The sequence below is a fragment of the Paenibacillus sp. V4I5 genome (genome assembly GCF_030817255.1).
In the GTDB taxonomy this organism is placed as follows: Bacteria; Bacillota; Bacilli; order Paenibacillales; family NBRC-103111; genus Paenibacillus_E.
In genome coordinates this window covers 6,628,206-6,654,515 of the sequence record NZ_JAUSZB010000002.1, presented here as the reverse complement: position 1 = coordinate 6,654,515, position 26,310 = coordinate 6,628,206, and the positions used below count along the sequence as shown (strand labels likewise).

The window sequence follows — 26,310 nt, the reverse complement described above, 5'->3', positions numbered from 1 at the left end:
CATGCATGTTGTGCATATCTAAACACTTTCCGCCTCCCCTTCGCTTTCATTAAACTCTCGTTGTCTTGTTAGCATAATCATCCTAATAGTTCAGGTACAAAAGATGATTAATATTTCTCAATAAAGTATCCATCGGTCTCTATATGTTCTTCAAAATCTTTATAAATGTCTTCGAAATTTTTAGCTGGGAGGGCCTAGCCCTCGAGATAGTGACTTTTTAATCTCTAACAAACTCGTATTATCAAAGAAATAATCATAACTATACATATCATGGCTTCTTTGGGACGAGGAAAAGTCCTAGATGCCGCTGTCTGTTTGAACTATCGTTTCCGTTAGTTCAATGAATCTTCCAATGAACCTTCCTGCTTTATTATATTAAAGTTTTTAAAGGTGACTTGATCAATATTTGTAAAACCACCTGAGTTATCAAGGAGTAATATTAGGGACATATCTTCCTGTACTGAGTTTGTAATCGTACAATCATGAAATCTAAAATGGTCAATAATTTCTTTATCAAGTGTATTGGAGACTTTCCCCATATATCTTTTAAAATCTTCAATTGTTGTGTTTACAGACTTATTATTATCCTCACAATATTTAGTTACTGCGTTTATTACAGTTCGGGTTGCTTTATTTAAAGTAAAAACCCTTATATCAGCTATCTGTTTTAATATTGTTTCTGGTAATTCCCTTTTTAAATACTCTTGATTATAGATGAAACCGTCATGAAATTGTTCGATTGTCTTATCTCTATTAAAGGGCTCATATTCATTATTATCATTTGTATTTACTGTTTCGTTGTTTTTCATTATAGAAGCAACTTCTTCTTGTAAATTAAGCCAACTATTTAACTCTGTGTTATAAAGTTGTTGAAAATATTCTTCTGAAAATGTTTCAGCGAGCTTTTCTTCCTCTAAACTTAGATGGAAACTTGTATTTTGACACAGTTCATACCATTCTTTAGTAAAATATTTCATTTTATTACTCTCGCCTCTCCTTAAAGAAATAAAGTGATTTCAATGTGACAGGGAGGAGCGCCACGGCAATCTGCTCCCTATTATGGTTGAACTATAGTTCTGAGTTAGTTTAATATCTTTGAAAATAATGAAGATTTTATACTCCTTGAATTTGTATTACTTACAGTGATTAAACGCTTATAATAAAGTTCGCCCCAGTTCTATTTCATTAGAATTAATACTAATTTCAATCACAGGATCATTTTTTTCTGAAATATATCCGGATGATTTATACTTTTTATTTGGAGAAATTTCGTAGATCCCTTTTTCTACCCAAAATGTAACCCCGACACAAGAGAACTTCTTTACAAACTGATTCATATTCTTTACCAGTCCGTCCTTCCACAAATCCCCCTTTATGGATTCACTCCAGGATGGTTCAGATTAAGATAGTATAAGAGCTTGTCTCAAAGTTGTACCTAGAGTTTCTGGGTTTATTTCTTCATCTAAAATGATTGTCTTATTAGTCGCTGCACTTCCACCGGTAGGATGTTTAGCTAATGGATTAAACAAAAACATACCACCAGTATCACGTTTGTAGACAGCCACTGAATGTACTATGGGCAATTTAACTTTCTTTTTTTCCTTCTTTGAGAAAAGCGAGAAGAGTTTATTAAGCAATTTCCAACTCACATCCTTCAATATGGAATCATTCTAATGGTCTAGTTGCTATTAACAAATCCCCTTCACTTTCCAAATATCTCAGTGTAAGTTCAACATCATTAGTTTCGTAGCTTCTAACAATAATCATGTGCGGAACGAATAACCCTGGTGGGTGAATACCAGGTCGAGAAAGATTGTTTCTTAGGCGTTCAGGAGTGTATAAGATACTCCAACGCTTACTACCATCCTCAAATGTTAAAGTAACTTCAACCCAATTCCATTCATCTTTAGGAGCATAAATTTCATCGTCAAATTTCCAACTGATTAACTTCATAGGTATCTTCCCCCAAAGTCTGTTGCCGCCTATACTCGGTATTCGTTGAAAGAGCGTAAAACCCTTTTCGTATTCCGTTATCCTGCGCTTTAGGTGAGAAAAGGCCACCGATCCACCGGCAGCCTTGTTTGAGACAATTATTTTGCTATCGTTCACCTTTAGTTTAACGTCAATTACATCTAGCCAATAAGAACTCCTAACTTAGGAATTATATATTTCTCTATTTAGCTTAACAATTTCTTTATGTGAATATCCGTAATTAGCCGCAAATAGCTTCTCCATCACCTTATCACGTAGGAACGGAGCTTTTTCTTTATTTGCTTTTTTTAATGCCTCAGTTAATTCCTCTTTGGTTAGTTCTGTGCAGTATGCGGGAGTTCCTGGTTGCTGTCTCCATGAATCATTTAAAGAACCACTATCTACTGAGTCAAAACCTAGCTCGTTAGCTATATTCATGATTTTTTGTTTTTGCAGCAGGTCATTACCGGCAATCGCTATGGCAATGCGTCCACTACTGCCTTCGGGAGTTCCTTCATGTTCTAACGTATAGGCTAAAAGATTGTTGAAAGCTTTAATAATGGGTCTGCCTAATTGATTTAATACCCAAACACTTTCAACCATGCCGCTCTCAATTTCTTCAATTCTATTGCTTATTTGAGGATAATAATTTGAAGTGTCAACAACGACTACCGCCTCCCCAACTTTATCCATAACGTTGCGAATGCTTGGCAGTGCGTTGAAAGGTATGGATATGATTAGAACATCGATATTTGTAATGACTTCTTCTACACTCACAGGTGTTCCCGAAAGTTTTTTTCCTTCTAGCCGTTCAATCCCGCGAGCATCTGCAAATTTGACATCATGTCCACTCTTAACCAGTTTTTTTGCAATAATGGACCCGATTGTTCCTGCACCTATGATTCCAAATCTCATTTCGTTCCTCCTAATTAATATCATCCAAATTCTAAAATTGCCTCAATTGGCAATTTGAATACATTCACTAAAATAAATTTCATTGAACGTATTTTTTGAAGAGGCGATCGAGCTATAGGTCCCGTTAATTTAATTCCGCCCGATTCTTCTCATCAACGAGCTTCAAGGGAGTAACATCATTCCCCTCTGAATCGACTACGGAGATCCCTAACATCGTTGTGAGGAACTGCCCACGAATCAGCTTCAAATAATCTTGCCGTAACTTCGCCTGCTCTACTTTCTCGATATCCGTTAGTCCTTCTTTAGCCTGTTTTCTGCTCAGTTCATTTATTCTGTCGAGAAAAGGAATCATTTGTGTTCATCTCCGTTGTTGGTTATTATCTTTTACATATCTATTTTCCGGATAAGGAAGACCTAAATTACCTCTCAACGTCCGGGACTCATATTCTCTTCGGAATATCCCCTTTTGCTGTAAGATAGGTACGACCAAATCAATAAAATCATCAATACCTGATGGATGTTCTTGTCTTAAAAGTAGTAAATCCATTGCTCCTGCTTGATGCCAATGCTCAATCATATCGGCTACGGTCTCTGCAGACCCGAAAAACAATGGTTTCGGGGTATGATATCTTGTAGGCGATAACCTTTGTAATTCCTGAAACTTTTCATTTGCCTCCGTTTCAGTTCTTCCGACGATGATGTGTTGTGTTGGCATAATCAGCAGATTCTCCGGTGCTCGTCCAGCAAGGGCTACCCTTCTTCTTAGTTCTTCGCTAAATTGTTTGGCATAATTGTAATCATCCCCATTTACAAGTACGCCTTCCGCATGCTTGGATGCGATATTCATAAACGTTTCAGATGTACCTGCCTGAAAGATGACGGGTCTGCCTTGTGGAGAACGACTAATATTCAACGGACCATCTACAGAAAAGTACTTTCCTCTGTAGTTCAATGGGTGCATCTTGCTTGGATTGAAGAAGATGCCACTCTCTTTATCTCGAATAAAAGCATCATCTTCATAGGAATCCCACAAACCTTCTACAATTTCGATGAACTCTTTATTCAACGGGTATAATTCATCTTTAGACAAATGCCTTCTGCTATAATTAGCCAAACCTCCGGGATTGGAAGTTATCGCATTCCATGCCGCTCTACCGTTGCTAATTTTATCGAGAGAGGCCATCTGTCTCGCCACTGTAAATGGATCTGCGTAAGATGTAGCTATAGTTGCGGCAAGCCCGATGTGGCTGGTCGCCATACTTAATGCGGATAGTATCGTTACACCTTCAAACATACTTAGGTAATGTGGAATATTTCCAGGCCCTATATGGCTTACATCTGCTAAAAAAACCATGTCGAACTTGCCTTCTTCGGCTCGTTTTGCCTTCTTGACATAAAAGTCTACACTTTCGCTTGCATTGGCAGGCATATCAGGATAGCGCCATGCCGTATAACTCCAACCAACACCATCAACAATAGCGCCAATCTTAAGTTGTTTTTTATTTTCCATTTTTCTTCTCGATTCTGTTAAGCCCAAACTCTCTAGCCAATAACTCAAGGGCTTTTAATCGCGCCGCTTGTTCGGGGTAAAAATCGGCGATCATAATTTCGGCGACCCATGCTGCGTTTGCTTTTTCCCGCAGTCTTTTGGCCACATTTTCAATACTTCCGATGACAAAACGTTCAGCGTTGTATTCCCTGGATCTTTCCTCATCAGGTGTATATACATGAGATGCTGCTTCTTCTAACGTGGGGAAAGAGATATTAGCCGATCCCGTCGCCATCCTTGCCCACATGAGTTCCAATGGACCGCTCAAGCACCGTGCCTCTTCGTCAGTCTCTGCAGTGATAACAGCGATTGTTAAGATACTTTGGGGCTCCTCTAAGTACGACGAAGGAACAAAGTTTTCACGATAGGCGCGTAATATCGGTACTGCCAGTTTCGGTGCCAAATGTGCAGCAAATGCGAATCCAAGCCCCCTCTCAATGGCGAACTGTACGCCGCCTTGACTGGACCCAAGCATGTAAAGTTCGGGCATCAAGGTTGGATCTCCAGAAGGCTTAATTCTCCGGTAAGGATGGTTTTCTGGAAAGTTCCGTGAAAAGAAAGAAAGTAAGTCATTCAATTGAACAGAGAAATCGTCCCCTGATACCTGCAAAGCGGTTGCCGTTAAACGATCGGTCCCTGAAGCTCTCCCTAAGCCGAGATCCACTCTTCCGGGATGAAGTGCTTCCAGCAGGGTGAAATTTTCTACTACTTTTAATGGACTATGATTGGGTAGCATAATTCCTCCAGAACCAACACGAATGTGCTGGCTCTGGGAGGCTGCATGCAGACTTAGCAATTCCGGAGAAGTGCTAATTTGACTCGTTGTATTGTGATGTTCCGTAAACCAGTATCTAGTATATCCCAGTTGATCCGCCAATTTTACAACCTCAGTCGTATTTTGAAGGCTTTCCGTTGGGTTGGAATATTTATAAACATGAACGAAATCTAGAACCGATAATTTTATATTTTGTCCATTCATAGTTGAAATCATTGAAGTTACTCCTTTTGAAGAATATTAGCTTAAATGCTGTCTCATCCCAGTAAGTGATGCTGTTTCAATAACGCTGAGAAGTTTATGTTGACGTAGAGCATGTGTAAAATCAGGGGTGCTGTATGTGCCTTCACGTAAATCCTTGGCGAACTGTTCATAAATTCGCGCTGTATTACCTGACATACCACCCGGCAGATGATTGCTAAAGTAAGATGCAGGGATAATTAAATCTTCTACACGGCTATCTTGATTTCGTCCACCTTGCAACTTTAATGCAGCTAACTGGGTATGACCACTTGAAGCAGTTATGACCAGATCGCCTTTTGTACCATTGATCTCCCAACGCATATTTTCACCACGAGATTGTCCGCCGCGATAAAACACAGACACCGCCGTGCCATTTGTTAGCGTTCCCATAATCGATACATGGTTAGGTGAGGTGAATGGAATTATAGTGTTCGTGTCTGCTACTAAGGTTTCTGTTTGATTGGAGACCATTTCTGCAGATACGGTAGAGAAATCACCTAATAAGTACTGTAAGCCGTCTAAAGTATGCATAATCGGAGCTGTGAGAAGTGTCACGCCGTTGCCCTTATCATACATATACGAATTCAATCTGTCGGTAACAACGGTCCACCCCATGCCTGATCCAACAAGTGTGGTACCAAGAACATCTCCAATGTAACCTTCTGAAATGAGGTCTCTTGCATAGCGAATGACAGGACTATAACGTGCTTGTAAGCCCACAATTGTTCGAATCCCTGATGCTTCTGAGCGTTTAGCTAATTCTTCTGCTTCCTCTAAGCCATTGGCCAGTGGCCACTCAGAGAAAACCATTTTCCCGGCATCAAGCGCGGCGGAAATGATTTCATGATGATAGGGAACCTTGACCGTGACGACAACCAAATCAACACCAGGGTGGTTGATTAAATCGAAATGATTATCGAATCCCGGAACACCAAACTTTTTCTCGGCTTCTTTCGCAGTCGTTTGACGGCTTGTGCTAACAGCTCTCAATTCGTAATCATCCGATAATGCTTGAATCGAAGGTATGTGTGAGTTAACCGCCCAACTATACGGATTTGAAGGACTTGCCCCAATAATTACCAACACCAATTTTTTGTTTCGTCGTCATAATTGAATATCTCCTTTATGGTTTGAATGAAACCTAATCAACATAACAGTTAGCTTACTAATAAATTATTTATATTTTAATTCATTTACTAGTTTGTATACTAAATTTCAACTTAGCATGCTAACTATAATTCAAAAAAAGAGAGGAGAGACATTAAAACAAATTACTCTCCATCTGCTTCATGAGCCGTCTTAAAAGGAGTCGTTCATCCGTAGAAATCGATTTAAGCAACTTTTCTTGATGCCTTTGCCATATAACACCGATTGGCTCTTGAAGTTCCTTCCCTTTTTCGGTTAGAAAAATGCGCATGACTCGTGCATCTTTCTCATCACGCTTTCGATAAATGAATCCGTTTTGTTCGAGAGATTTAACCATGTTCGTGATGGTGGGAGGTTCACAATTCAAATGTTCACTTAGTTGCATTTGCGTTATTCCATCACCTAACCATAAACGGTAGAGCAGATTATCCTGTCCGACATACAGATGTAGTTCTCTAAGACTTTCGCTGTAATCTCGTCTCATTTTAGCCGAAAGTTTATCGAACAACTCACGAATCTCACAATCAACTTTAATCTCCATATATCTTTTCTCAGCCTTTATCATCTAAATTGTTTAGCAAGCTAAATATAACACGGTTGTATTAATCAGTCAACTCTCGGTGGAAGGTGCTACTCGTTAAATTATAATTAGCTGTCCCCCAATTATATAGAAAATGTAACAATTGTGTAGTTCTAAGATATATAGTTCTTTACAACTATGCTGCCCGTTAGTTTAATCCCGTGTCTAAGCGTACACACAACAAACCGGAGCTCCAACGGAGACCCGGATCTTTTACCCACCTATACAACTTCACTCAACTTCCCATCCCGAAAATACACAACCCGCTTCGCCTGCTGCGCAATCGCTAGGTCATGCGTAATCAACACAATCGTCCGACCCTGCTCATTCAGCCGCTTAAAAATCCCCAAAATCTCCACACTCGTCTTCGAATCCAGCGCTCCCGTTGGCTCATCCGCCAGAATTATCGCCGGATCTCCAGCCAACGTTCGCGCAATTGCAACGCGCTGCTGCTGCCCACCGGAAAGCTCCGAGGGCAAATGCCTTCTGCGGTCCACGATATCCACCGCTTCCAGCGCTTTCATAACAAGCGGCTCCCGCTCTTTCTTGCTCATCCCTCGGTAAATGAGTGGCAGTTCTACATTTTTATACGCATTAAGCCGTGGCAGCAAGTTGAAGCTCTGAAAAACAAACCCGATCTTCCGATTCCTTATATCAGCCAATTGAGCATCCTTCAGCTGATTAATCGCCTTCCCATCCAGTACATATGCCCCTTGATCCGCTACATCCAAACATCCAACGATATTCATCAACGTCGATTTTCCCGACCCCGACGGCCCCATGATCGCCACGAACTCGCCATGATCGATTTCCAGAGAAATATCATCCAACGCCAGAATCATTTCCCCGCCCATCACATAGTTCTTACTCACATGCTCAATCTGGATTAAGGTCATGCTCTTCGCCTCCATTATCTGAAACCAAATAAATGAAGTATGCTACTCATTAGTCACGCTCGACCGACCTTACCGCTTCGCCTTATAAAATTCATGATACAGCTTCATCAGTGCACGCTTCTCAATCCGCGACACATACGAACGTGAAATGCCCAGTTCCTTCGCAATCTCCCTCTGCGTTCGCTCTTCCCCGCCAAGCTCCAACCCGAACCGCCCGACAACAACTTCCTTCTCACGATCGTCCAATATCTCTAAATTGCGATAAATCTTGCTCTTCTCTATCTTAAGCTGCACTTTATCTACGACATCGTCTGCTTCCGTACCGAGGATGTCAATCAAAGTAATTTCATTCCCCTCTTTGTCCGTTCCGATGGGATCATGCAAAGACACATCTTTGCGCGTTTTCTTCAGTGAACGCAGATGCATAAGGATCTCGTTCTCAATACAACGAGCGGCGAACGTCGCGAGCTTGGTCCCTTTATTCGGCGAGAACGACTCAATCGCCTTAATCAAACCGATCGTCCCGATCGAGATCAAATCCTCCAAATCTTCCCCTGTATTGTCGAATTTTTTGAGGTTGTGAACACAAAGCAACGTAAATTTCCAATATGCACATGATTACGCGTCCATCAATGTACCTTTGACTCTTGGGAAAGACCAGTCGGCTGTAACCCAATCTATCCGCCTCTTGTGCTAATGCCGTCGTTTCGCCCAGCTGCAGCGTTACGACATTCTCCTATTTGTGATTGGTCCAAAATACCCAATTTTAACATCATCTATCAGCTCTCTCTAACTGTAACGCAAAAAAACAATTGAATAGCAAAAAGACAGCTGAGATCTCTCCTAGCTGCCCTCATCAACTCTTTATAGAGCTGGCTGCCCCTGCTCTATTAATGTCTTTTTCAGAAAAATCAACGTATCCGTATCCCCAAGCGGTCTCTCAAAAAAAGCCTCGTAACCCTTGCGTTCATACATTGGAAGAAGCCAAGGATGATTTTTCGACGTAGCGAGCACAACACCAGGCGCCAACAATGTATTTCGTACAATAACCTCCTCGACATAAGAAAGGAGCCGGTTACCAACACCTTGATTTTTGAATGCAGGTAAGACTGCAAACCAATATAAGAAAGGAAGCTCGGTCAACTCTGGCAGGTTTTTCATTGAAATGGTTGCTGCAATTGAGCCGTCAATTTCCAAGACATAACTTGTATTTTCTAAAATGTTCTCTCTAATCATCTCGATATCCGCATTCGCAGCTCTAAATGTGATTCCCAATTCACGGATTGACTCATATGCGCCATCAATCACTTTGAATTGTTCTTCTGCATCATCTATGGTCGCTATCCGATAAACCTCACTCATTTTGGTCACCTTCCTGAAATCTCGATAAGGCAAAAGGAGAAATATCCTGCTCTGTTGTGCCTTTTCGTGTAAGATCTGATAAAATTTCACCCACGACACTAGCAAATTTAAACCCATGACCAGAGAAGCCTCCTGCGATGAAGACATGGTCATGTTCAGGATGGTGATCAATAATAAAATGCTCATCGGGTGTACATTCATATTTACAAACAGCTCCTCGAACTACCTGACCTGCAGCTTGAGGCAGAAAAGCTTCCAACGCTTGCCGCAAATCATTCTCATCTTGGTCATAATGACCGAACGGCTCGAAGGGCAACCCTGGCTTCCATGTCTGACCAGCATCATGCCGACCGATTTTCACACCAGATCCGTTAATGCTCGGGAAGCCATAGAACCCGCCATATTCCGCTCCGAATGTGAAACCAGGAAACCTAGTAGAATCATACAACGTATCATCCGATTTAAACCATGCTACTGCCTTACGTACCGATCGGATCGGGAGCTGTACAACGGAATCTAATTCGCTGAACCAAGCTCCAGTACTCAAAATCAATTGATCGGCATGATAGGTCCCGTCAAGCGTTTGTACGGTAACCCCACTGTTCCACACGTTAATACACGTTATAGGTGTGTTCACTAGAAGCCTTGCGCCTGCGGCCAAAGCTTGCTGACGATATGCGCGAACACAATCTTCGCTATAAAGAAACCCAGCTTCCTGTTCAAACAAACCAACATAGGATTCAGGAAGCCTTACCCCTGGCCAACGATTATGAATCTCATCCGCATCTAGACGATCAACCTTTAGACCAAAAGCCTTCGTAGATTTCATTTTATTGCCCAAATTGACCGATTCAGCTGCTCCTATATTCAGAACCCCACTGCGAACAATCAAACGCTGATTCGTCACAGCTTCGAGCTCTTGCCACAGCTTGTCAGCTTTTAGAGCCATTGCCGTATACGTAGGGCTACCTGAATAAGCATGCCGGATAAGCCGAGTTTCCCCGTGGTGACTTCCTGCCACATGAGGGGGATCATATTTATCAATCAGCAGCACTTTGACATTCTGCTTGGCTAAATAAAATCCTGCACTCATGCCCATGGAACCAGCGCCGACAACAATGACATCATATGCACTCATAATGCCTGTTTAATCCGCTCAATCTGCAACAAATGTGCACCTACATGATTAACAAATCCATCGTACAGTTCAGATAATTTTAAGGTTAAACCTTTCACATTCACACCGGATCTTTCCCAATCTGCCCCAGATAAACGCTTGAAGAATAAGCTATTGTAAGTGAGCAGCGCATTATATATAGCCAAGACTTCCTCAATGGTGCTCTCATTTGCTTTCGAACGGCTTACCCATAGGTCTTGGTCAAATGCAGGCAACTGGACATCCGATTCCGCAACGATTTTTCGAATTCGAAAGGAGGTTACGATGCTGTGATCCACCAAGTGAGAAATGACTTCTATAACACTCCATTTGGCCTCCGAAGCTTTCCAATGCAATTGCTCGTCGCTCAAACCCTCAATAGCTGAACGAAGCTGCTCAAATGTATTTGTAAATTTTTGAAGATCAATGATTTCTTGGCCCATAGTTGTCGCCTCCGTATATTTAAATGACATAACTCCATTCCGGTGTTACACGCTTCAAGAACTGCTTCGTTCTCTCTTCCTTAGGCTTTACAAAAAGCTCCTCAGGTTGCCCCTGTTCCACAATGACGCCGCCATCCATGAAAACGACATGACTAGAAACTTCTCTTGCGAAACCAACCTCGTGAGTAACAATAATCATTGTCACCCCTTCGTTAGCAATCTTTCTTATGACAGTTAACACTTCTCCCACCAGTTCAGGATCCAGTGCAGACGTTGGCTCGTCGAACAAAATTACTTCAGGATTTAAGGCAAGGGCGCGAGCGATACCTACACGCTGCTGTTGTCCGCCTGAGAGTTGGCTAGGATAAGCATTCACTTTATCCGAAAGTCCGACTTTGTCGAGTACTTCCAAGCTCTTTCTTCTTGCCTCATCTTTCGGCTGCTTTTGAGCAATAACAAGCCCTTCCATCACATTTTCCAGCACCGTTTTGTGCTTGAACAGATTATAATGCTGAAAAACCATCGCTGTTTTCCGACGTAGCTGAATGATGTCCTGTTTACTAGGATGCTTCCCGCTAATTTTGAAATCATCAATGGACACCTCGCCTTCGTTAGGTCGCTCCAAGAAATTGACGCATCGCAGCAATGTTGTTTTGCCAGATCCGCTTGGACCCAGTATAGCGACAACATCGCCTTTTTTAACTGTCAAATTAATGCCGTTCAACACCTTATTCTTGCCGAAGGACTTATGGATGTTCGATAAGCGAATCATGCGACTCCTCCTCGATTATAAACCGTTACTTTTTTCTCTAAAAATGCGGTAAGTCTTTCGGCTAGCAGCGTCAAGCCCCAATAAATAAAGGCAGCGGCAATATAGGCTTCCAGAAATTTCAAACTCACCGACGCAACGACACTTGCTTTACCAAGAAGTTCCATCTGCGACACTGTAAAAGCAAGAGATGACGTATGCAGGAAGCCAACAAAGATGTTGCATAAATTTGGTAAAATAACGCCAATCGCTTGAGGAGCAACAATTCGCCAAATCGCTTGAGGAGTGGTCATTCCAATGGCATAGGCCGCCTCAATTTGGCCTCGATCCACTGATAAAATGCCGGAACGAATAATCTCCGACATGTAGGCACCAGCCGTGATGGAGAAAGCTGTCAAGACTATAAGCAGAGAAGGTACGGATGCCGATTTGAAGCTCCACCCGTAATAGGCAGATAAGCGATCAATAATATAAGGCAGACCCCAATAAATAAGCAAGATATGCAGCAGTATAGGCGTCCCCCGCAGAAACGATACATAGAAATCAAGGATGGGATAGATGTACTTAACTTTGTAAATACGAGCGAAAGCCGTTAATAGACCGATGCCGAAGCCAATGACAAGAGGGATGAAGGTTAAAACCAATGTCAATGGTAAAGCCTTTAATATTTCAAAAAATGCGGTATAAATGAACATAACATCAATTCTCATCTTCCTCACCTCACCCAGCTAACGGACGCTCATGCCTTTGCAGCCTGAACTCTGATACCTTAAATACTTTCTCCAAAATGAGTACGGTTACGTAATAGATAATCGTCAAACTAATATACACTTCCAAAGTATGTGCTGTTGCAGCTATCAGCGTTTCCCCGCGCCCCATCATATCCATCACACCTATGGAGAATGCCAGCGATGTATCTTTAAGAAATCCAATGACAGAATTGGCAAAGTTCGGGAAGGCAATCAGCAGCGCTTGTGGCATGACGATTCGGAAGAATGACTGCTTTCCGGTCATTCCCACGGCGTAAGCGGCTTCTGTCTGTCCCCGGTCGACTGAATTAACAGCCGCCCGGATATTTTCAGATTTAAAAGCAGCAATACTGAGGCCATAGGTAATAATAACGAAATAGATGGGATCCCACCGTGAAATATTAATATGTACGATCTCAAGAAGCATTGGCAAACCGTAGAAAACAAGAAATAATTGAATGAGAATAGGTGTTCCTCGCATAAAAGATACATAGACGACAGAGATTTGGCTAAGCACTGGAATCTTGTATAAACGAGTTAATGCAATTAGTGTGCCTAGGATAAGTCCTAAGGTTAATGAAACTACGAGTATTAATAAGGTGATCGGCAAGTAATATAGCAACTTCGGGATAAATGTTGTAACAAGTGTAATATCGAATGATTTTCCCATCTAATTCCCTACTGTGTAATCGGCTCCAAGCCAATGAGTGCTTAGTTTACCAAGCGTTCCATCTGCTTTAATACTCTTAACTGTCTCGTCAATTTTCTTTTTTAGTTCCTCTCCATCTTTACGTAAAATGAAATAAACCTTCGAGTTAGAGAGTGGTTCCCCAACAGTTTTCAATTGTGCATCCACCGATTTATTCACGAAATCAATAGCAAACTGCGTGCTAATCGAGGCATCTGCACGACCTGCCTTGATTTGTGTTTTCGAATCTTCACCAGCGCCCGTATAAACGATATTAATCCCCGTATTGTGCTCTTTGTTATATTTCTCAGCAAGCACAGCAGCGTTACTCGTTGCTGTCACGAGAAGCTTTTTGCCTTTGAGATCGTCAATGGACTTAATAGCTGTGTTGTCTTTATGTACGATAATTTTATTCGGGAAAATGTTGTAAGCTTCTTCGTTATAGAGGAACTTCTGTTTTCTTTCTTCATTTATTTCCATTTGATGAGCGATGAAGTCGATTTTGTTTGTTTCCAAGCTCAACAGCAAGTTTTTGAATTCCATTGTTTTTAATTCAAACTCATACTCAGGAAGTCGCTTATCGATTTCTTTCACAAGCTCCACATCATAACCAGTCAAATTACCCTTGTCATCAATAAAGCAAATGTTCGGGAATTGTGTACCTGTCCCTACGACGATTTTCTTCACAGCTTTCGGAGTGGTTGCAGCAGTTGCTTGTGCTGTAGCTGTAGCTGCCGTTGTCGCCGCGGCAGTAGCAGCTGCACCCGAGTTTGTGCTGGCGGTTTTGGACTGAGTTGCACACCCAGCTGCGAATGTAGCCGTAAGAATGATGGTTGAAAGTACCGTCAATTTTTTCATGTAATAAAAGCCTCCCAATATGTTTCAATTTTATTAATGAATTATTCCTATAGACTAACTAAGGATTAGGTGTAAAAAAACGTACTTCACTAAATTACAAAGGGTAATGGCAGGCTGTCCAATGATCTTGGCGAATTTGGAGCAGTTCCGGTTGTTCTTCTTTACATCTTGCCATAGCTGCCGGACACCTTGTATGGAATCGGCAACCGGATGGCGGATTCGCAGGGGAAGGAATTTCTCCTTCGACAACAAACCACTCTCTTTTCCTGGTTGGATCAGGCGAAGGGATGGAGGATAGCAACCCCTTCGTGTAGTGATGGGAGGGATGAAGAAACAACTCTTCACTGGGAGCAATTTCAACAAGCTTTCCTAAATACATGACACCGATGCGATCTGACAAATGGCGTACAATGTTTAGGCCATGAGCAATAAACATGTACGTTAATCCTAATTTTTTCTGCAAATCCTGCATTAAATTAACAATTTGCGCTTGTACAGATACATCTAACGCAGATACGGCTTCATCAGCAAGAATGAATTGCGGATTCAAAGCAATCGCTCTGGCGATACCTATTCTCTGTCGTTGACCTCCGGAAAACTCGTGTGGGAAACGATCATAGAAAGAACGATTTAATCCAACTAATTCCAGTAATTCCTCTACCTTAGAGCGCTTCACTGCAGCAGCGAAAGATTCATGTACTTCAAACGGCTCGCCGATAATGTCGCCAACCTTCCAACGCGGATTCAATGAACCGTAAGGATCTTGGAAGATGACCTGCATTTCCCGCCTCGTTCTCTGTAAGCCTTTGGCAGTATGCTTGGATAAATCCTGATCTTCGAAAAGTATCTTTCCGTGAGTTGCTTTCTCTAATTGCAGCATCACCCTGCCTAAGGTTGACTTTCCGCTTCCGGATTCACCAACTAGTCCGAATGTTTCCCCTTTACGGATGGAGAAGGATACATCGTCAACTGCTCGAATATAAGCCTTCGAGCTGTTAAACGTCCCTTTCCCTACCGGGTAATATTTGCTTAGTCCTCTTACTTCAAAGAGCGTCTGCCCTCCATTTACTTGATCCCTGGCCCCAAGGATAAGCTGATCGCGCGCTGTTCCAATCTTATCCGTTGAGGTCACGTTCTGTTGTTTTTCCTCTAATTGAACGATTTCCTCCGCGTACCAACACGCGCTTAAGCGCCCATTTACATGACTAAGAGGGGGGCTGTCTTTCTTACAACGTTCGGTTGCATAGGGACACCTCGGATGAAAATGGCAACCTGCAGGCAAATCAGATAAGTTAGGTATCGTTCCTTCAATAGAAAACAATCGTGTTGTTCGATCACTATCCATCGTCGTAATCGAACGAAGTAACCCTCGTGTGTACGGATGATAAGGTTTACTGAACAGCTGCTGCACTGTCGCTTGTTCAACGATCTTTCCCGCGTACATCACAATAATACGATCTGCCATCTCTGCAGCAATCCCCAAATCATGTGTAATCAGTAAAATCGACATGTTGAATTCAGCTTTCAGTTCTTGCAGCAAGTGAATTATTTGCGCTTGAATCGTTACATCAAGCGCTGTGGTCGGCTCATCTGCAATAAGCAGCTGCGGACCACAAGCAAGAGCCATTGCAATCATTGCTCGTTGAAGCATCCCACCTGACAGCTCTCCAGGATATTGCTTCATGCGAATTTCAGGTTCGGGAATGCCAACACGCTGCAACAAGTGAATGGCCCGCTCCCTAGCCTGAATTCGATTACCCTGTTTATGCTCAATAATAACTTCTGTAATTTGACTGCCGATTGTAAAAACCGGATCGAATGCAGCCATCGGTTCTTGGAACACCATTGCCATCTTTTTCCCGCGTAATGCACGAAGCTCCTTCTGGGATAAGGTTGCAAGGTCTTCGCAGTCCAGTACAATTTGACCGCCGGCAATAACGCCATTCTCATAGTCAATTAATCGCATAACTGACTTCGAAGTAACGGACTTACCACTTCCAGATTCACCTACTAGGCAGACCGTTTCTCCTGCGGCAATTTTAAATGAAATGTCATTTATCGCTGTAAACGATCCTTGTTTCGTCGTAAATTGAACACTCAGATTGTCAATCTCAAGCAGTTGTTTCAACTTGCGCCGCCTCCCTTGCTATGCCCTGCTTTGCTTTGGATCCATGGAGTCGCGTAGTTTATCTCCAATCAAATTAACAGAAAGTACGAATATCGTGATGGCTAACCCCGGAAACGTACAAATCCACCAAGCCACTGTCAAATATCCTCTTCCTTGCGATAAAAGTGTTCCCCAATCCGGAACTTCTTTAAGCACTCCTAGGCCTAGAAAGCTTAATCCCGCTCCTACCAAGATAGATGATCCCAGTCCGATCGTAGACATAACCAACAACGGTGACCATGCATTCGTCAAGACATGTCGAAAAAAAATACGAACATTAGATGCACCTATCGATCTCGAAGCTGTAACAAAAGATTGATTCTTAATACTGAGGATCTGACCGCGCATCACCCTCGCATATTGAGGAATGGCCGATGCCGCGACAGCGAAGATAATATTGATTAAATGAGGTCCCAAAGCAGCAGCAATAGCCAAAGCCAATAAAATGCCAGGTATGGTCATCAGAACATCAATAAGTCTCATGAAAATGGTGTCGATAACACCACCGATATAACCGGATATCGCACCGATCAATCCTCCAATTAGACCACCAGCCAATACAGACGCGAAACCAATAAACAAGGAGTCACGACTGCCATACACGACGACACTAAAAACGTCTCTGCCAAAATAGTCCGTACCAAACAAATGAGCTTTACTTGGTGCACGCAGAATTTGGTCCGTAAGCATCGCTGTTGGTGCATAGGGAGCAATCCATTGCGGAAAGAGTGCACATCCTAGAATGAACAGCGTTACGATAGCCGCTAAATAAACGAGCATATCAGTTGCATTAACTTTGTTATTTAGTTTTGAAACACGCGCTTGCTGCTTACTCCTCTGCCAAATAGCCTTAGCGGAAATCACTTCTTTCATATTTGATCTCCTCTCTATTGCGAATTCGAGTCGCTTTATTGTGTTCTCCGAACTCGTGGATCAATAAATACATAGGAAATATCTACAAGTAGATTTACGAAGACGTAGATAATAGCTGAGAAGAAAACGACTCCCTGAACGACGGGTAAATCTTTGGACATGATGGCATCCGCAAGAATTCTACCAATGCCCTGCCTCGAAAACACAGTTTCAATAACAACTGTCCCTGCCATCAGATCTCCAATATGAATACCGATTATCGTAACAGCAGGTATCAACGCATTACGAAGCGCATGTCGATACATAACTAATCGTTCAGGTAGTCCCTTGGCACGCAGTGTCACAATGAAATGCTCATTAATAACCTCCAACATCGAGTTGCGTACCATCCGGACGATGAATCCAGCACCAACAAAGCCGAGTGCCAATGAAGGAAGAACAAGGGTTATGAACCCCTTTGATCCCATCGCAGGGAACCAACCTAGTGACACTGAAAAGATTAGAATGAGGAGAATTCCTGACCAAAATGTCGGCATGGAGATTCCGAACAATCCTACGATCCGAGCTAGTACGTCAATCCAGCTATTTCGATGTATGGCTGAGAGTACCCCAAGCCCTACACCGATAATCGTGGAAATCAGCGTACTGGCAAATGTTAACGCCAGCGTAGCTGGAAGATGCTTAATAATTTTGGGCAGCACAGGTTCGCTGTTGAGTAATGACTTACCGAAATCCCCATGAAGGATGGATACAAAATAATGGCCAAATTGTACATAAAATGGCTCATTCAGTCCGAGCTGATGCCTTAAATTTGCAATGGCCTCCGGCGTCATGGATGACGGATCGATCATGGATAGAACGGGATCTCCAGGAAGTACATACAGAATACAGAATACAAGGATTAAGGAACCTAGGATGACCAGCAAGGAAACCACAAGTCGCTCCGTTATTATCCTGCTCATATCGTTTAGCTCCCTGTTTCGTTATTTTTGAATGAACGTATCATTAAAGAGTGGGTATCCCAGAGAATCGAATTTCAAGCCTTTTACTGTTTTCGAAGCAGCTACTGTGTAAGGGAACACATAAATAGGAATGATGACGGCATTATCAATAATCGATTTCTGAACTTGTTTATACAGTTCTGCACGTTTTTTATCGTCAGGCTCGATAGCCCCTTGTTCCAGCCATTTATCGACTTGTGGATCTGCAAGACCTGGAAGACTTGGTCGTGCTTTTGGATCGCTTGTATGGTAGAAAGAATATAGAGCATTTGGATCTGAATTCACTTGACTATTTCCGTAGATATCATAGGCACCTTTGGTGTAAACTACATTGGCTGTATCCTTTGTAATCTCTACTTCAACAACAATCCCCACTTGTTTTAATTGCTGCTGTATGATGACCGCTATATCATTACGTTTCTCACGGTTCGGTGAGCCGTCTACATAATGCAAGGTAAGCTTTTTACCCTCTTTTTCACGGATCCCATCTGCGCCTTTGACCCAGCCCAACTCATCCAACAACTTGTTCGCTTTAGAAATATCAGGTTTAATGCCGTTTTCTAGTGATGCATCATAACCAAAAACACCAGGCGATAACGGTGACCAAGCACGTGGGTACGTACCTAAATACAATGTTTTGACAATAGCATCAACATCAATGGCAGCTTGCAGCGCTTGTCTGGCCTTCAATTCACCCCAAGGTGCTTTTCGTTGATTAATAAATAAGGTATACGGCAATCCATTTGTATTGACTTGGTGAACTTGGACGTTCGAATCTGATTTCAAGGAGACGACGTTTTGTGGCGGCACAGTTTCGCCTGCAAGCACTTGTTTACTCTGAACACTACCGATACGAGTCGCTTCTTCCGGAACAATACTAAATGTGATTAGATCCAAATAAGCTTTCCCTTTATTTTCTACAATCTCCGGAGCCCAATTATAATCAGGACTGCGTTTGACTTGAATGGAAGCATTCTCTTCCCATTTCACAAAGGAATAGGGACCGGATCCTACCGGATTTTTGCCGAATTGATCCCCATACTTTTTGGCTGCTGTTGGTGATACAATACCTAGAAGTGCTTGACTTAGGTTGCCTAAGAAAGCTCTCGACGGTGTTTCCAGATTTATTTTGACTGTAAATTCATCAATCACTTCTGCTGACTTATAAGGCTTAATCAAGGCTACGGAATTAGCTGCTTTTGTTGCAGGATCGAGTATTCGATCATAGCTGTATTTAACAGCTTCCGCATTGAACGGGGTCCCGTCTTGGAATTTCACATCATTACGCAGCTTGAAAATGTAGCTCAGGCCATCAGGGGCAACTGTCCACTCTGTTGCCAGCCACGGTTTAATAGAGCCATCAGGCAATTGAACAACCAAACTATCATAGATGGTACGAAGTACCCTTACGGCTACGGCAAGCCCGCTGCGATGTGGATCCAGTGAGTCAGGCGAAGTTGCGAGCGCATAGGTGAGCTCTCCGCCAACCACCGCCGTTTGTTTTACCTCTTGCTTAGGATTGGATGCATCCGAGCTTCCACTTTTTGATGAACTGCACCCGGTTAAAGCGAGTACGATGGCTAATGAAAACGCACTAAACTTGATCCAACCTATTGATCTATTCACTTTCAACCCCCCAATGTATATGAGACCAATTAATTGCTTACTGTCTCTTTCGTGTAGCGATTAGCAGGAATAGGAATTCCTAAATTACCACGTAACGTATCTGCTTCATACTCTGTGCGATAAATACCGCGCTCCTGTAAAATCGGAACGACCAAATCAACAAAATCATCCAACGCTTTCGGGACAGTCGTACGAATAACAAGGCCATCCGCCGCTTTTTCCTCGAACCATCGCTCTACTAGATCCGCAATTGTCTCCGGCGTTCCAATGAAATTATCTCTTGGCGTCGCCGCTCGCAGCGCTACTTGGCGAAGAGTCAAATTATGATCCTTTGCTTCCCTTTTTATTTGGTCCGTCGTGCCTCGGAAGCTATTCCCACCGAAATCACCCAGATCCGGGAATGGATCATCGAGCGGATACTGCGAGAAATCGTGATGCTCGAAGTAACGACCTAGATAATCAAGCGCATTCTGAATCGTAACCAAATTCGCGACTTCTTGGTACTTGCGATCCGCTTCTTCAGCTGTACGTCCAATGATAGGATTAATACCTGGGAAAATAAGTACTTCCTCTGGATTACGCCCATAAATTGCAACCCGTTGTTTAATGTCCTTATAAAATAACTTTGCTTCCTCGATGCTTTCATGACCCGTATAGATGGCTTCGGCTGTTCTCGCAGCCAAGTCTCTGCCGGATTCGGAAGCTCCAGCTTGGAAAACAACGGGATGCCCCTGCCGAGAGCGACCAATATTAAGTGGTCCTTGTATGGAGAAGAATTCACCCTTGTGATTCAACGTGTGCAATTTGCTCGGATCAAAGAAAACGCCCGACTCCTTATCCCTAATGAACGCATCGTCTTCCCATGAGTCCCAAAGACCTTTAACAACGCTAACGTATTCTTCGGCAATGCGGTATCTCAGCTCATGCGCAGGATGCTCACCCTTGCCAAAGTTTTTCGCTGAGCCTTCAAGTGGTGAAGTGACGACATTCCAACCGGCTCGCCCACCACTAATGTGATCCAATGAAGAGAACTGACGTGCCACTGTAAATGGTTCACTATACGAAGTGGATAGCGTAGCGACAAGTCCGATATGAGAAGTCACTGCACCTAGTGCAGAAAGGATCGTAATTGGCTCGAATCGATTAAGGAAGTGTGGATTTGATTTCTCATTAATATACAAACCGTCCGCTATAAATACAAAATCCAACTTCCCAGATTCAGCCTTCAATGCCTGCTGCTTATAGAACTCAAGGTTCACACTAGCGTCTGTGGAGACTTCAGGGTGCCTCCAGACATACATACTATTGCCGACACCACTAATGTTAGCACCAAGCTTCAATTTCCGTGATTTAGTCATGGTTATTCACTCCCTTTCCAAATAATACTTATGTGATTAGTAGGAATTAAATCATACTATTGAGTTACTTTTTCTTTCACATAGCGATTTATTGGAAAAGGAAGACCTAAATTACCGCGTAGTGTATCCGCCTCATACTCGGTTCGATATATCCCTCGCTCTTGTAAAATAGGAATGACCAAATCTACAAAGTCATTCAAACCGTTAGGAACGCCCGAGCCAACGATGAAACCGTCTGCTGCGCCACTCTCGAACCACTCTTGAATGCGGTCTGCAACCTGAGTTGGTGTACCTATGAACAGCGGTCTTGGCGTTGCCGATTGTAGGGCTACTTGACGTAGTGTCAAACCTTGTTCCTGCGCATTTTGTTTGATTCGATCCGTTGTGCTTTGGAAGCTATTTTTACCCAAATCACCTAGATCTGGGAATGGAGCGTCTAAGTCATATTGTGTAAAATCATGATGTTCAAAGAAACGTCCAATATACGCTAGTGCTTCTTGTATCGTCACCAAATTGGCGACTTCCTGGTATTTATGCTCTGCTTCCTCTTCTGTTAATCCAATGATTGGACCAATGCCCGGCATAACAACGATCTCTTCCGGATTTCTTCCGAATCCTACCGCTCTACCCTTTACATCATCATAAAAATGCTTAGCATCTTCCACAGTTGGATGTCCTGTAAAGATTGCATCCGCTTCTTTAGCAGCCAGATTTTTACCGTCCTCCGATGATCCAGCTTGGAAAACAACAGGTCTACCTTGCTTGGATCTGCCAATATTAAGCGGTCCTTGTACGGAGAAGAACTCGCCTTTGTGATCTAGACGGTGCAGCTTTTCCGGATCGAAGAAAATGCCTGATTCTTTATCTCTCGTGAAAGCATCATCTTCCCATGAATCCCATAACCCTTTGGCAACCTGTAAATATTCAGCAGCTATCCGATAACGCTTAGGGTGGTCTGGATGTTCTTCCAGCTTCTTATTGTAGTTCAAGGCTGAGCCTTCCAATGGAGATGTCACTACGTTCCAGCCTGCTCTGCCGTTACTAATATGATCAAGCGATGAAAACTGCCTAGATACCGTGAACGGCTCACTGTAGGATGTAGAAAGTGTGCCAACGAGTCCGATCTTGGATGTGACTGCAGCTAAAGCAGATAAAATCGTAATCGGTTCGAAACGGTTCAAAAAATGAGGAATAGATTTTTCATTAATGAATAGTCCATCTGCAATAAATAACAAATCGAATTTACCTGCTTCCGCTTTCTTTGCTTGCTGTGTGTAATAGTTGAAATTCACACTGGCATCCACGACCGCATCCGGATGTTTCCATGAAGACATGTTGCCACCAACGCCGTGAATAATGGCCCCAAGTTTTAATTGTTTTTGTTTGGACATTGTAGTTCCTCCTTAGAATTTTATACGGTAAGTTCTGAAAATGCTTCTTGCAAAAGGACAATCGCGCGTAAACGTTCTTTGAACTCTTTCATTGCAACAATAATAACAATTTCATCCAATTTGTACGTTTCATAAAGATCCAAAAGCTTCCTCCTCACGGTCTCCTTGGAGCCATGAATAATGTTAGCTTCCTTCTCTTCGATCGTGTACTTCTCACCCGACTGCTTACCGAATTCTTCCGCTTGTTGGGTGGTCTTCACTGTAACCGTTCTACCGCTTTCCAAATGAACTTTGACATTCTTTACATCGGCTGCAAGTGCCTTTGCCTCTTCATCCTCATCCGTTAATATAATAGAAACAGCAAGTATTGTATGCGGTTTTGATGGTGCATCAACCGAAAAGTGCTGCCTGTATGAATCAAATGCTTTCGTAATAACCGACTCATCACCCGTAATGAATTGAGCGAATACGTAGGGGATCCCTAAGCTGGCAGCTAGCTCTGTACTTGTTCCACCACCGCCGAGTAGAAATAGTTTTGCTGGCTCTTCAGGGATAGGAACAGCTTTGACACCGTGAAGCTCATTCGTTTCTTCCAATGTGTCGTGAATATATTGGTTTAATAGAATAAGCTTATCAGCAAGGGTTGGTCCTTTTCCCGCAGCTTCCAGTTGAAGTGCCTTGGCAGATCGTGGTAACCCTCCAGGTGCTCTACCAATGCCAAGATCTACGCGTCCCGGCGCCAAAGATGCAAGCACATTGAAATTCTCCGCTACTTTATATGGACTGTAGTGCTGCAGCATGACACCGCCGGATCCGATACGAATGCTGTTGGTTTTGGCTAACAAATAGGCGATGAGCACTTCGGGAGATGAACCTACGACGCCATCGGAGTCATGATGTTCAGACACCCAGAACCTGTGATAACCTAACGCTTCTGCTTTTTGTGCGAATTCCAGCGTTTGCCCGAAGGCTTCAACAGCCGAAATCCCTTCACCGACCGGTGTTTGATCTAGCAAGCTTAATCGAATTCCCAATTTGTTCCCTCCCCTATGTTATAAACAATAATTCCAATTGGTTTTGTAGGTTTTAACTTTCTCATTTACTGTATCACCGGCTTATTGGACGGTCAATCGCATATAAAGATGTTCTATTGATGAATAGGATTATTCTATGTAGCATTTTTTTTCCAATCGATTTCTTTCAATGCATCCAGGAGCAACAATGAAAAATCAAGACTCGATTCTTTAAGTGTAATGAGAATTGTCCGTAAGGAAAGCCCCCCCAATGCAGAAATATCTATAGGTACAAGCATTCCCTCTTTCACTTCTTTACGTACGCAAAGTTCCGGTAGAAATGAGACACCCATACCTTTGGCTACAAGCTTCTTCGCGGTTTCCAGATTATCGATCTGATATTCAATTTTGGGTGGATGGTCCAGTGTTGCAAATAGACGATGAATCTTCACCCAATCGAGCGATCCGCACTCAAAGAAGACAAGTGATTCGCGACTTACATCTTCAATCGTAATGTGTTTCCTTTCCAAAAAGGGGTGATTATGATGGACGAAAAGACGAATGGGATCCTCATAATAACCCAAACTTTCTACATGCGGGTGAGTCACATTCCGGACAAAGCCTATATCAATTTCTTTATTCAGCAGCTTCTCCAGAATCAATTCTGTCGGAGCTGTCATTAATTTAATTTTCAGATGGCGATAATTTTTTTTAATAATTGGAAGAATTTCTGGAATGACATAATTGGATACGGACACTGTGCAACCGATTCTGAGTTCATCCAAAGCCGTGTTCAAATTTTGAAGCTGCTGCTTGCCCTTTTTGTACGTTTGAAGAATTTGCTGAGCGTAGGGCAGAAACTGCTTCCCTTTCTCCGTCAGTGTGAAATTCCTGCCTTCTCTCTCAAATAACAGTGTATTCAGCTCTCGTTCCAACGATTGAATGCGGGCCGTAACGGAAGGCTGAGATAAGAACAAAGCATCCGCTGCCTTGTTGAAACTGTTAAAATGAATGACATAGACGAATGCTTCAATATTTTCAATGTTCATTTGCTGTTTACTTCCTCTCTAGCTGGCACATAATCAAGAAGTTCGCGAGTACACTGTACGAACGGTAAGATCTGAGCTTTGTAAATGGACAGACACTTCTTCGAACGCTTCATGTGCATCAATTCCATCTAGTTGAAGAACAACTGTCGATTGATCTCCAAGTAAAAGACTCAATGATACTATGCCTAATAGCCCTTTAGCATTGAATCTATTTCCATTTACACCCACATAAATATGACAAGTATATCGATTGGCAATGGTCACAAAATCCAACACACGATCAATGGTCCAAGGTTGATTCATCGTAAAAGTCCAATCTATTTTCATTTTTATTCCTCCTCAGAGTTTTCGTAAGTAAATAAAAAAAGGAGACACAACCATCCTTAAAAGGATGATGCATCTCCAGTTGTCTGGTAGATTCCAATAATTCCGATAAATTTACTAGTATTTAAATTATAGTAATTCGGACATGATTTTGTCAATGGTTGAAATTCAAGAAAATTCCAAGTTAACCAGGCAGCCTATGGTCAACTCGCTTAGAATCAACCACCTTCATCGTCAAGGCAGCCCCAAGCAGTGTAACACCAGTAATGAGAAAAACGAATTGGATTCCGATCCAACCACCGAGCACACCGCCAAGCAAAGGACCAACTACAATACCGAACTGACTCGACGATTGGTTCAGGCTGACAGCCCTTCCGCGGAAATCAGCCTCTGCATATTTGACGATGAGTGCATTCAACGCTGGATAAACGGCTGCAAAAAACAGTCCATAACTGAATCGCAGGATGCCAAAGCCGACAAGGTGATGAACTCCGAGCTGCAGCAGATTGCCAATACCTCCGCCCAGTAACCCAATGAAGAGTATTTTCTCATAACCGATTCGCCCGCCAATGATCCCCCAACGGGGACCCATAATGACCGTAGCAACGCCTACTGCTGAGAAAACAATGCCCGAGCTGAGCGAAGCGTTGTTTATACTGCCGCCGATTTGCCCTACATAGATCGTTAGAAGCGGCTCCAAGATCATGACCGAAGTCGAAACTAGTAAAGTTAGCCCAAATATCCGCATTAATCGTGTGTTACCAGCAGCTTGTTTAAGATCCTTTATGACACTGGTACGAGCCCCATCACGCCCTTCGTGAACCTCTTTTACACCCACTAGGACGATGAAAGCGGATACTAACGTAATGAGGCCCGATGCCACGAAACACGCCCGCAATCCCATCCAATGACTAAGCATTCCTCCCGCAAGCGGTCCAAGAATTCCCCCTGCTGCAGACGACGTTGAAATGACGCCAAGTGCGTAACCGACGTGTTTCTCTGGTGTATTCGTACCAACCAGTGCAATGGAAGCAGGACTAAAGCCTGCCATGAATCCTTGAAAAATCCGGACAAGAATGAAAGTGAAAGGATCATGAACAAAAAAGTTGGCGAAATGTACCAAGCTTAAACCTATGCCTGAGCGAACAAGCATAGGCTTCCGGCCATATTTATCGGCGAGCGAACCCCAAAAGGGAGCACACAAACCACTGATCAGAAAGCTGATCGAAATGGAAATACCCGACCAAGCTTCCAACCCGCTTTGAATTCCTAGGTCATTTTGCAAAAAAATAGGAAAGAAAGGCACCGAAAGGGTAAAAGCCATGTGGTTAAAAAATAAGCCCAACCATAACATATAAAGATTGCGTTTCCAGTAACGTTCCATGTGCCACCACCTTTTATCCCATTA

28 protein-coding genes are annotated in these 26,310 nt (G+C 42.8%); all 28 read right to left on the bottom strand.

The genetic code is table 11. The features are described 5' to 3' along the window. Window positions 1-332 precede the first annotated feature (332 nt). Complete coding sequence (locus QFZ78_RS32490; RefSeq protein WP_307553464.1) at window positions 333-977, bottom strand: DUF4085 family protein; 645 nt, start codon at window positions 975-977, stop codon at window positions 333-335. A 423-nt stretch (window positions 978-1,400) separates the two neighbouring features. Continuing rightward, window positions 1,401-1,637, bottom strand: a complete 237-nt coding sequence (locus QFZ78_RS32485; RefSeq protein WP_307553463.1) for a hypothetical protein — start codon at window positions 1,635-1,637, stop codon at window positions 1,401-1,403. Between the two features lie 28 nt (window positions 1,638-1,665). Beyond that, entirely contained in the window at window positions 1,666-1,953 is a 288-nt protein-coding gene (locus QFZ78_RS32480) for a hypothetical protein (protein ID WP_307553462.1), read from the bottom strand. A 201-nt stretch (window positions 1,954-2,154) separates the two neighbouring features. After that, complete coding sequence (locus tag QFZ78_RS32475) at window positions 2,155-2,886, bottom strand: NADPH-dependent F420 reductase (RefSeq protein WP_307553461.1); 732 nt, start codon at window positions 2,884-2,886, stop codon at window positions 2,155-2,157. Window positions 2,887-3,010: 124 nt separating this feature from the next. Continuing rightward, window positions 3,011-3,238 carry a DUF896 domain-containing protein gene (locus QFZ78_RS32470; protein WP_307553460.1) on the bottom strand — a complete coding sequence of 76 codons (228 nt, stop codon included), beginning with the start codon at window positions 3,236-3,238 and terminating at the stop codon, window positions 3,011-3,013. A 6-nt stretch (window positions 3,239-3,244) separates the two neighbouring features. Beyond that, complete coding sequence (locus QFZ78_RS32465) at window positions 3,245-4,396, bottom strand: NtaA/DmoA family FMN-dependent monooxygenase (RefSeq protein WP_307553459.1); 1,152 nt, start codon at window positions 4,394-4,396, stop codon at window positions 3,245-3,247. Further along, window positions 4,386-5,426 (bottom strand): LLM class flavin-dependent oxidoreductase, encoded by a 1,041-nt coding sequence (locus QFZ78_RS32460; RefSeq protein WP_307553458.1) that lies wholly within the window; start codon window positions 5,424-5,426, stop codon window positions 4,386-4,388. Before QFZ78_RS32460 ends, QFZ78_RS32465 begins: the two co-directional genes overlap by 11 nt. A gap of 24 nt (window positions 5,427-5,450) precedes the next feature. Continuing rightward, on the bottom strand, window positions 5,451-6,443 hold the full coding sequence (locus QFZ78_RS32455; RefSeq protein ID WP_307553457.1) for a Gfo/Idh/MocA family protein: 993 nt from the start codon (window positions 6,441-6,443) through the stop codon (window positions 5,451-5,453). 271 nt (window positions 6,444-6,714) lie between these two features. Further along, window positions 6,715-7,140 carry a MarR family winged helix-turn-helix transcriptional regulator gene (locus tag QFZ78_RS32450; protein WP_307553456.1) on the bottom strand — a complete coding sequence of 142 codons (426 nt, stop codon included), beginning with the start codon at window positions 7,138-7,140 and terminating at the stop codon, window positions 6,715-6,717. Between the two features lie 260 nt (window positions 7,141-7,400). Next, window positions 7,401-8,075, bottom strand: coding sequence for an ABC transporter ATP-binding protein (locus QFZ78_RS32445; protein WP_307553455.1), 675 nt, complete (start codon window positions 8,073-8,075; stop codon window positions 7,401-7,403). Window positions 8,076-8,144: 69 nt separating this feature from the next. Beyond that, on the bottom strand, window positions 8,145-8,669 hold the full coding sequence (gene sigK / locus QFZ78_RS32440; protein WP_084594997.1) for an RNA polymerase sporulation sigma factor SigK: 525 nt from the start codon (window positions 8,667-8,669) through the stop codon (window positions 8,145-8,147). A gap of 270 nt (window positions 8,670-8,939) precedes the next feature. Next, window positions 8,940-9,437: a GNAT family N-acetyltransferase gene (locus tag QFZ78_RS32435; RefSeq protein ID WP_307553454.1), complete on the bottom strand. Its 498-nt coding sequence runs from the start codon at window positions 9,435-9,437 to the stop codon at window positions 8,940-8,942. Continuing rightward, the gene (gene solA / locus QFZ78_RS32430; protein WP_307553453.1) at window positions 9,430-10,575 is read right to left on the bottom strand and encodes an N-methyl-L-tryptophan oxidase; all 1,146 of its coding nucleotides are present in this window, start codon (window positions 10,573-10,575) and stop codon (window positions 9,430-9,432) included. The genes QFZ78_RS32435 and solA overlap by 8 nt, the downstream gene beginning before the upstream one ends. Then, window positions 10,572-11,036 carry a DinB family protein gene (locus QFZ78_RS32425; RefSeq protein ID WP_307553452.1) on the bottom strand — a complete coding sequence of 155 codons (465 nt, stop codon included), beginning with the start codon at window positions 11,034-11,036 and terminating at the stop codon, window positions 10,572-10,574. The genes solA and QFZ78_RS32425 overlap by 4 nt, the downstream gene beginning before the upstream one ends. A 19-nt stretch (window positions 11,037-11,055) precedes the next feature. Then, window positions 11,056-11,808, bottom strand: coding sequence for an amino acid ABC transporter ATP-binding protein (locus tag QFZ78_RS32420; RefSeq protein WP_307553451.1), 753 nt, complete (start codon window positions 11,806-11,808; stop codon window positions 11,056-11,058). Further along, complete coding sequence (locus QFZ78_RS32415; protein WP_307553450.1) at window positions 11,805-12,515, bottom strand: amino acid ABC transporter permease; 711 nt, start codon at window positions 12,513-12,515, stop codon at window positions 11,805-11,807. Before QFZ78_RS32415 ends, QFZ78_RS32420 begins: the two co-directional genes overlap by 4 nt. A 10-nt stretch (window positions 12,516-12,525) precedes the next feature. Beyond that, the gene (locus QFZ78_RS32410) at window positions 12,526-13,224 is read right to left on the bottom strand and encodes an amino acid ABC transporter permease (protein WP_307553449.1); all 699 of its coding nucleotides are present in this window, start codon (window positions 13,222-13,224) and stop codon (window positions 12,526-12,528) included. Continuing rightward, entirely contained in the window at window positions 13,225-14,100 is an 876-nt protein-coding gene (locus QFZ78_RS32405) for a transporter substrate-binding domain-containing protein (RefSeq protein WP_307553448.1), read from the bottom strand. A gap of 94 nt (window positions 14,101-14,194) precedes the next feature. Further along, on the bottom strand, window positions 14,195-16,228 hold the full coding sequence (locus QFZ78_RS32400) for an ABC transporter ATP-binding protein (protein ID WP_307553447.1): 2,034 nt from the start codon (window positions 16,226-16,228) through the stop codon (window positions 14,195-14,197). An 18-nt stretch (window positions 16,229-16,246) separates the two neighbouring features. Beyond that, window positions 16,247-17,140: an ABC transporter permease gene (locus tag QFZ78_RS32395; RefSeq protein WP_307553446.1), complete on the bottom strand. Its 894-nt coding sequence runs from the start codon at window positions 17,138-17,140 to the stop codon at window positions 16,247-16,249. A gap of 35 nt (window positions 17,141-17,175) precedes the next feature. Further along, window positions 17,176-18,102 (bottom strand): ABC transporter permease, encoded by a 927-nt coding sequence (locus QFZ78_RS32390; RefSeq protein WP_307553445.1) that lies wholly within the window; start codon window positions 18,100-18,102, stop codon window positions 17,176-17,178. A gap of 21 nt (window positions 18,103-18,123) precedes the next feature. Continuing rightward, the gene (locus tag QFZ78_RS32385) at window positions 18,124-19,767 is read right to left on the bottom strand and encodes an ABC transporter substrate-binding protein (protein ID WP_307553444.1); all 1,644 of its coding nucleotides are present in this window, start codon (window positions 19,765-19,767) and stop codon (window positions 18,124-18,126) included. A gap of 29 nt (window positions 19,768-19,796) precedes the next feature. Then, window positions 19,797-21,125: an LLM class flavin-dependent oxidoreductase gene (locus QFZ78_RS32380; RefSeq protein WP_307553443.1), complete on the bottom strand. Its 1,329-nt coding sequence runs from the start codon at window positions 21,123-21,125 to the stop codon at window positions 19,797-19,799. Window positions 21,126-21,181: 56 nt separating this feature from the next. After that, entirely contained in the window at window positions 21,182-22,516 is a 1,335-nt protein-coding gene (locus QFZ78_RS32375; protein ID WP_307553442.1) for an LLM class flavin-dependent oxidoreductase, read from the bottom strand. Window positions 22,517-22,536: 20 nt separating this feature from the next. Next, complete coding sequence (locus tag QFZ78_RS32370; protein ID WP_307553441.1) at window positions 22,537-23,550, bottom strand: LLM class flavin-dependent oxidoreductase; 1,014 nt, start codon at window positions 23,548-23,550, stop codon at window positions 22,537-22,539. Between the two features lie 134 nt (window positions 23,551-23,684). Then, window positions 23,685-24,578 (bottom strand): LysR family transcriptional regulator, encoded by an 894-nt coding sequence (locus QFZ78_RS32365; protein WP_307553440.1) that lies wholly within the window; start codon window positions 24,576-24,578, stop codon window positions 23,685-23,687. A gap of 33 nt (window positions 24,579-24,611) precedes the next feature. Next, on the bottom strand, window positions 24,612-24,905 hold the full coding sequence (locus tag QFZ78_RS32360) for an HPr family phosphocarrier protein (RefSeq protein ID WP_307553439.1): 294 nt from the start codon (window positions 24,903-24,905) through the stop codon (window positions 24,612-24,614). A gap of 181 nt (window positions 24,906-25,086) precedes the next feature. After that, entirely contained in the window at window positions 25,087-26,286 is a 1,200-nt protein-coding gene (locus QFZ78_RS32355; protein ID WP_307553438.1) for an MFS transporter, read from the bottom strand. Window positions 26,287-26,310 lie beyond the last annotated feature (24 nt).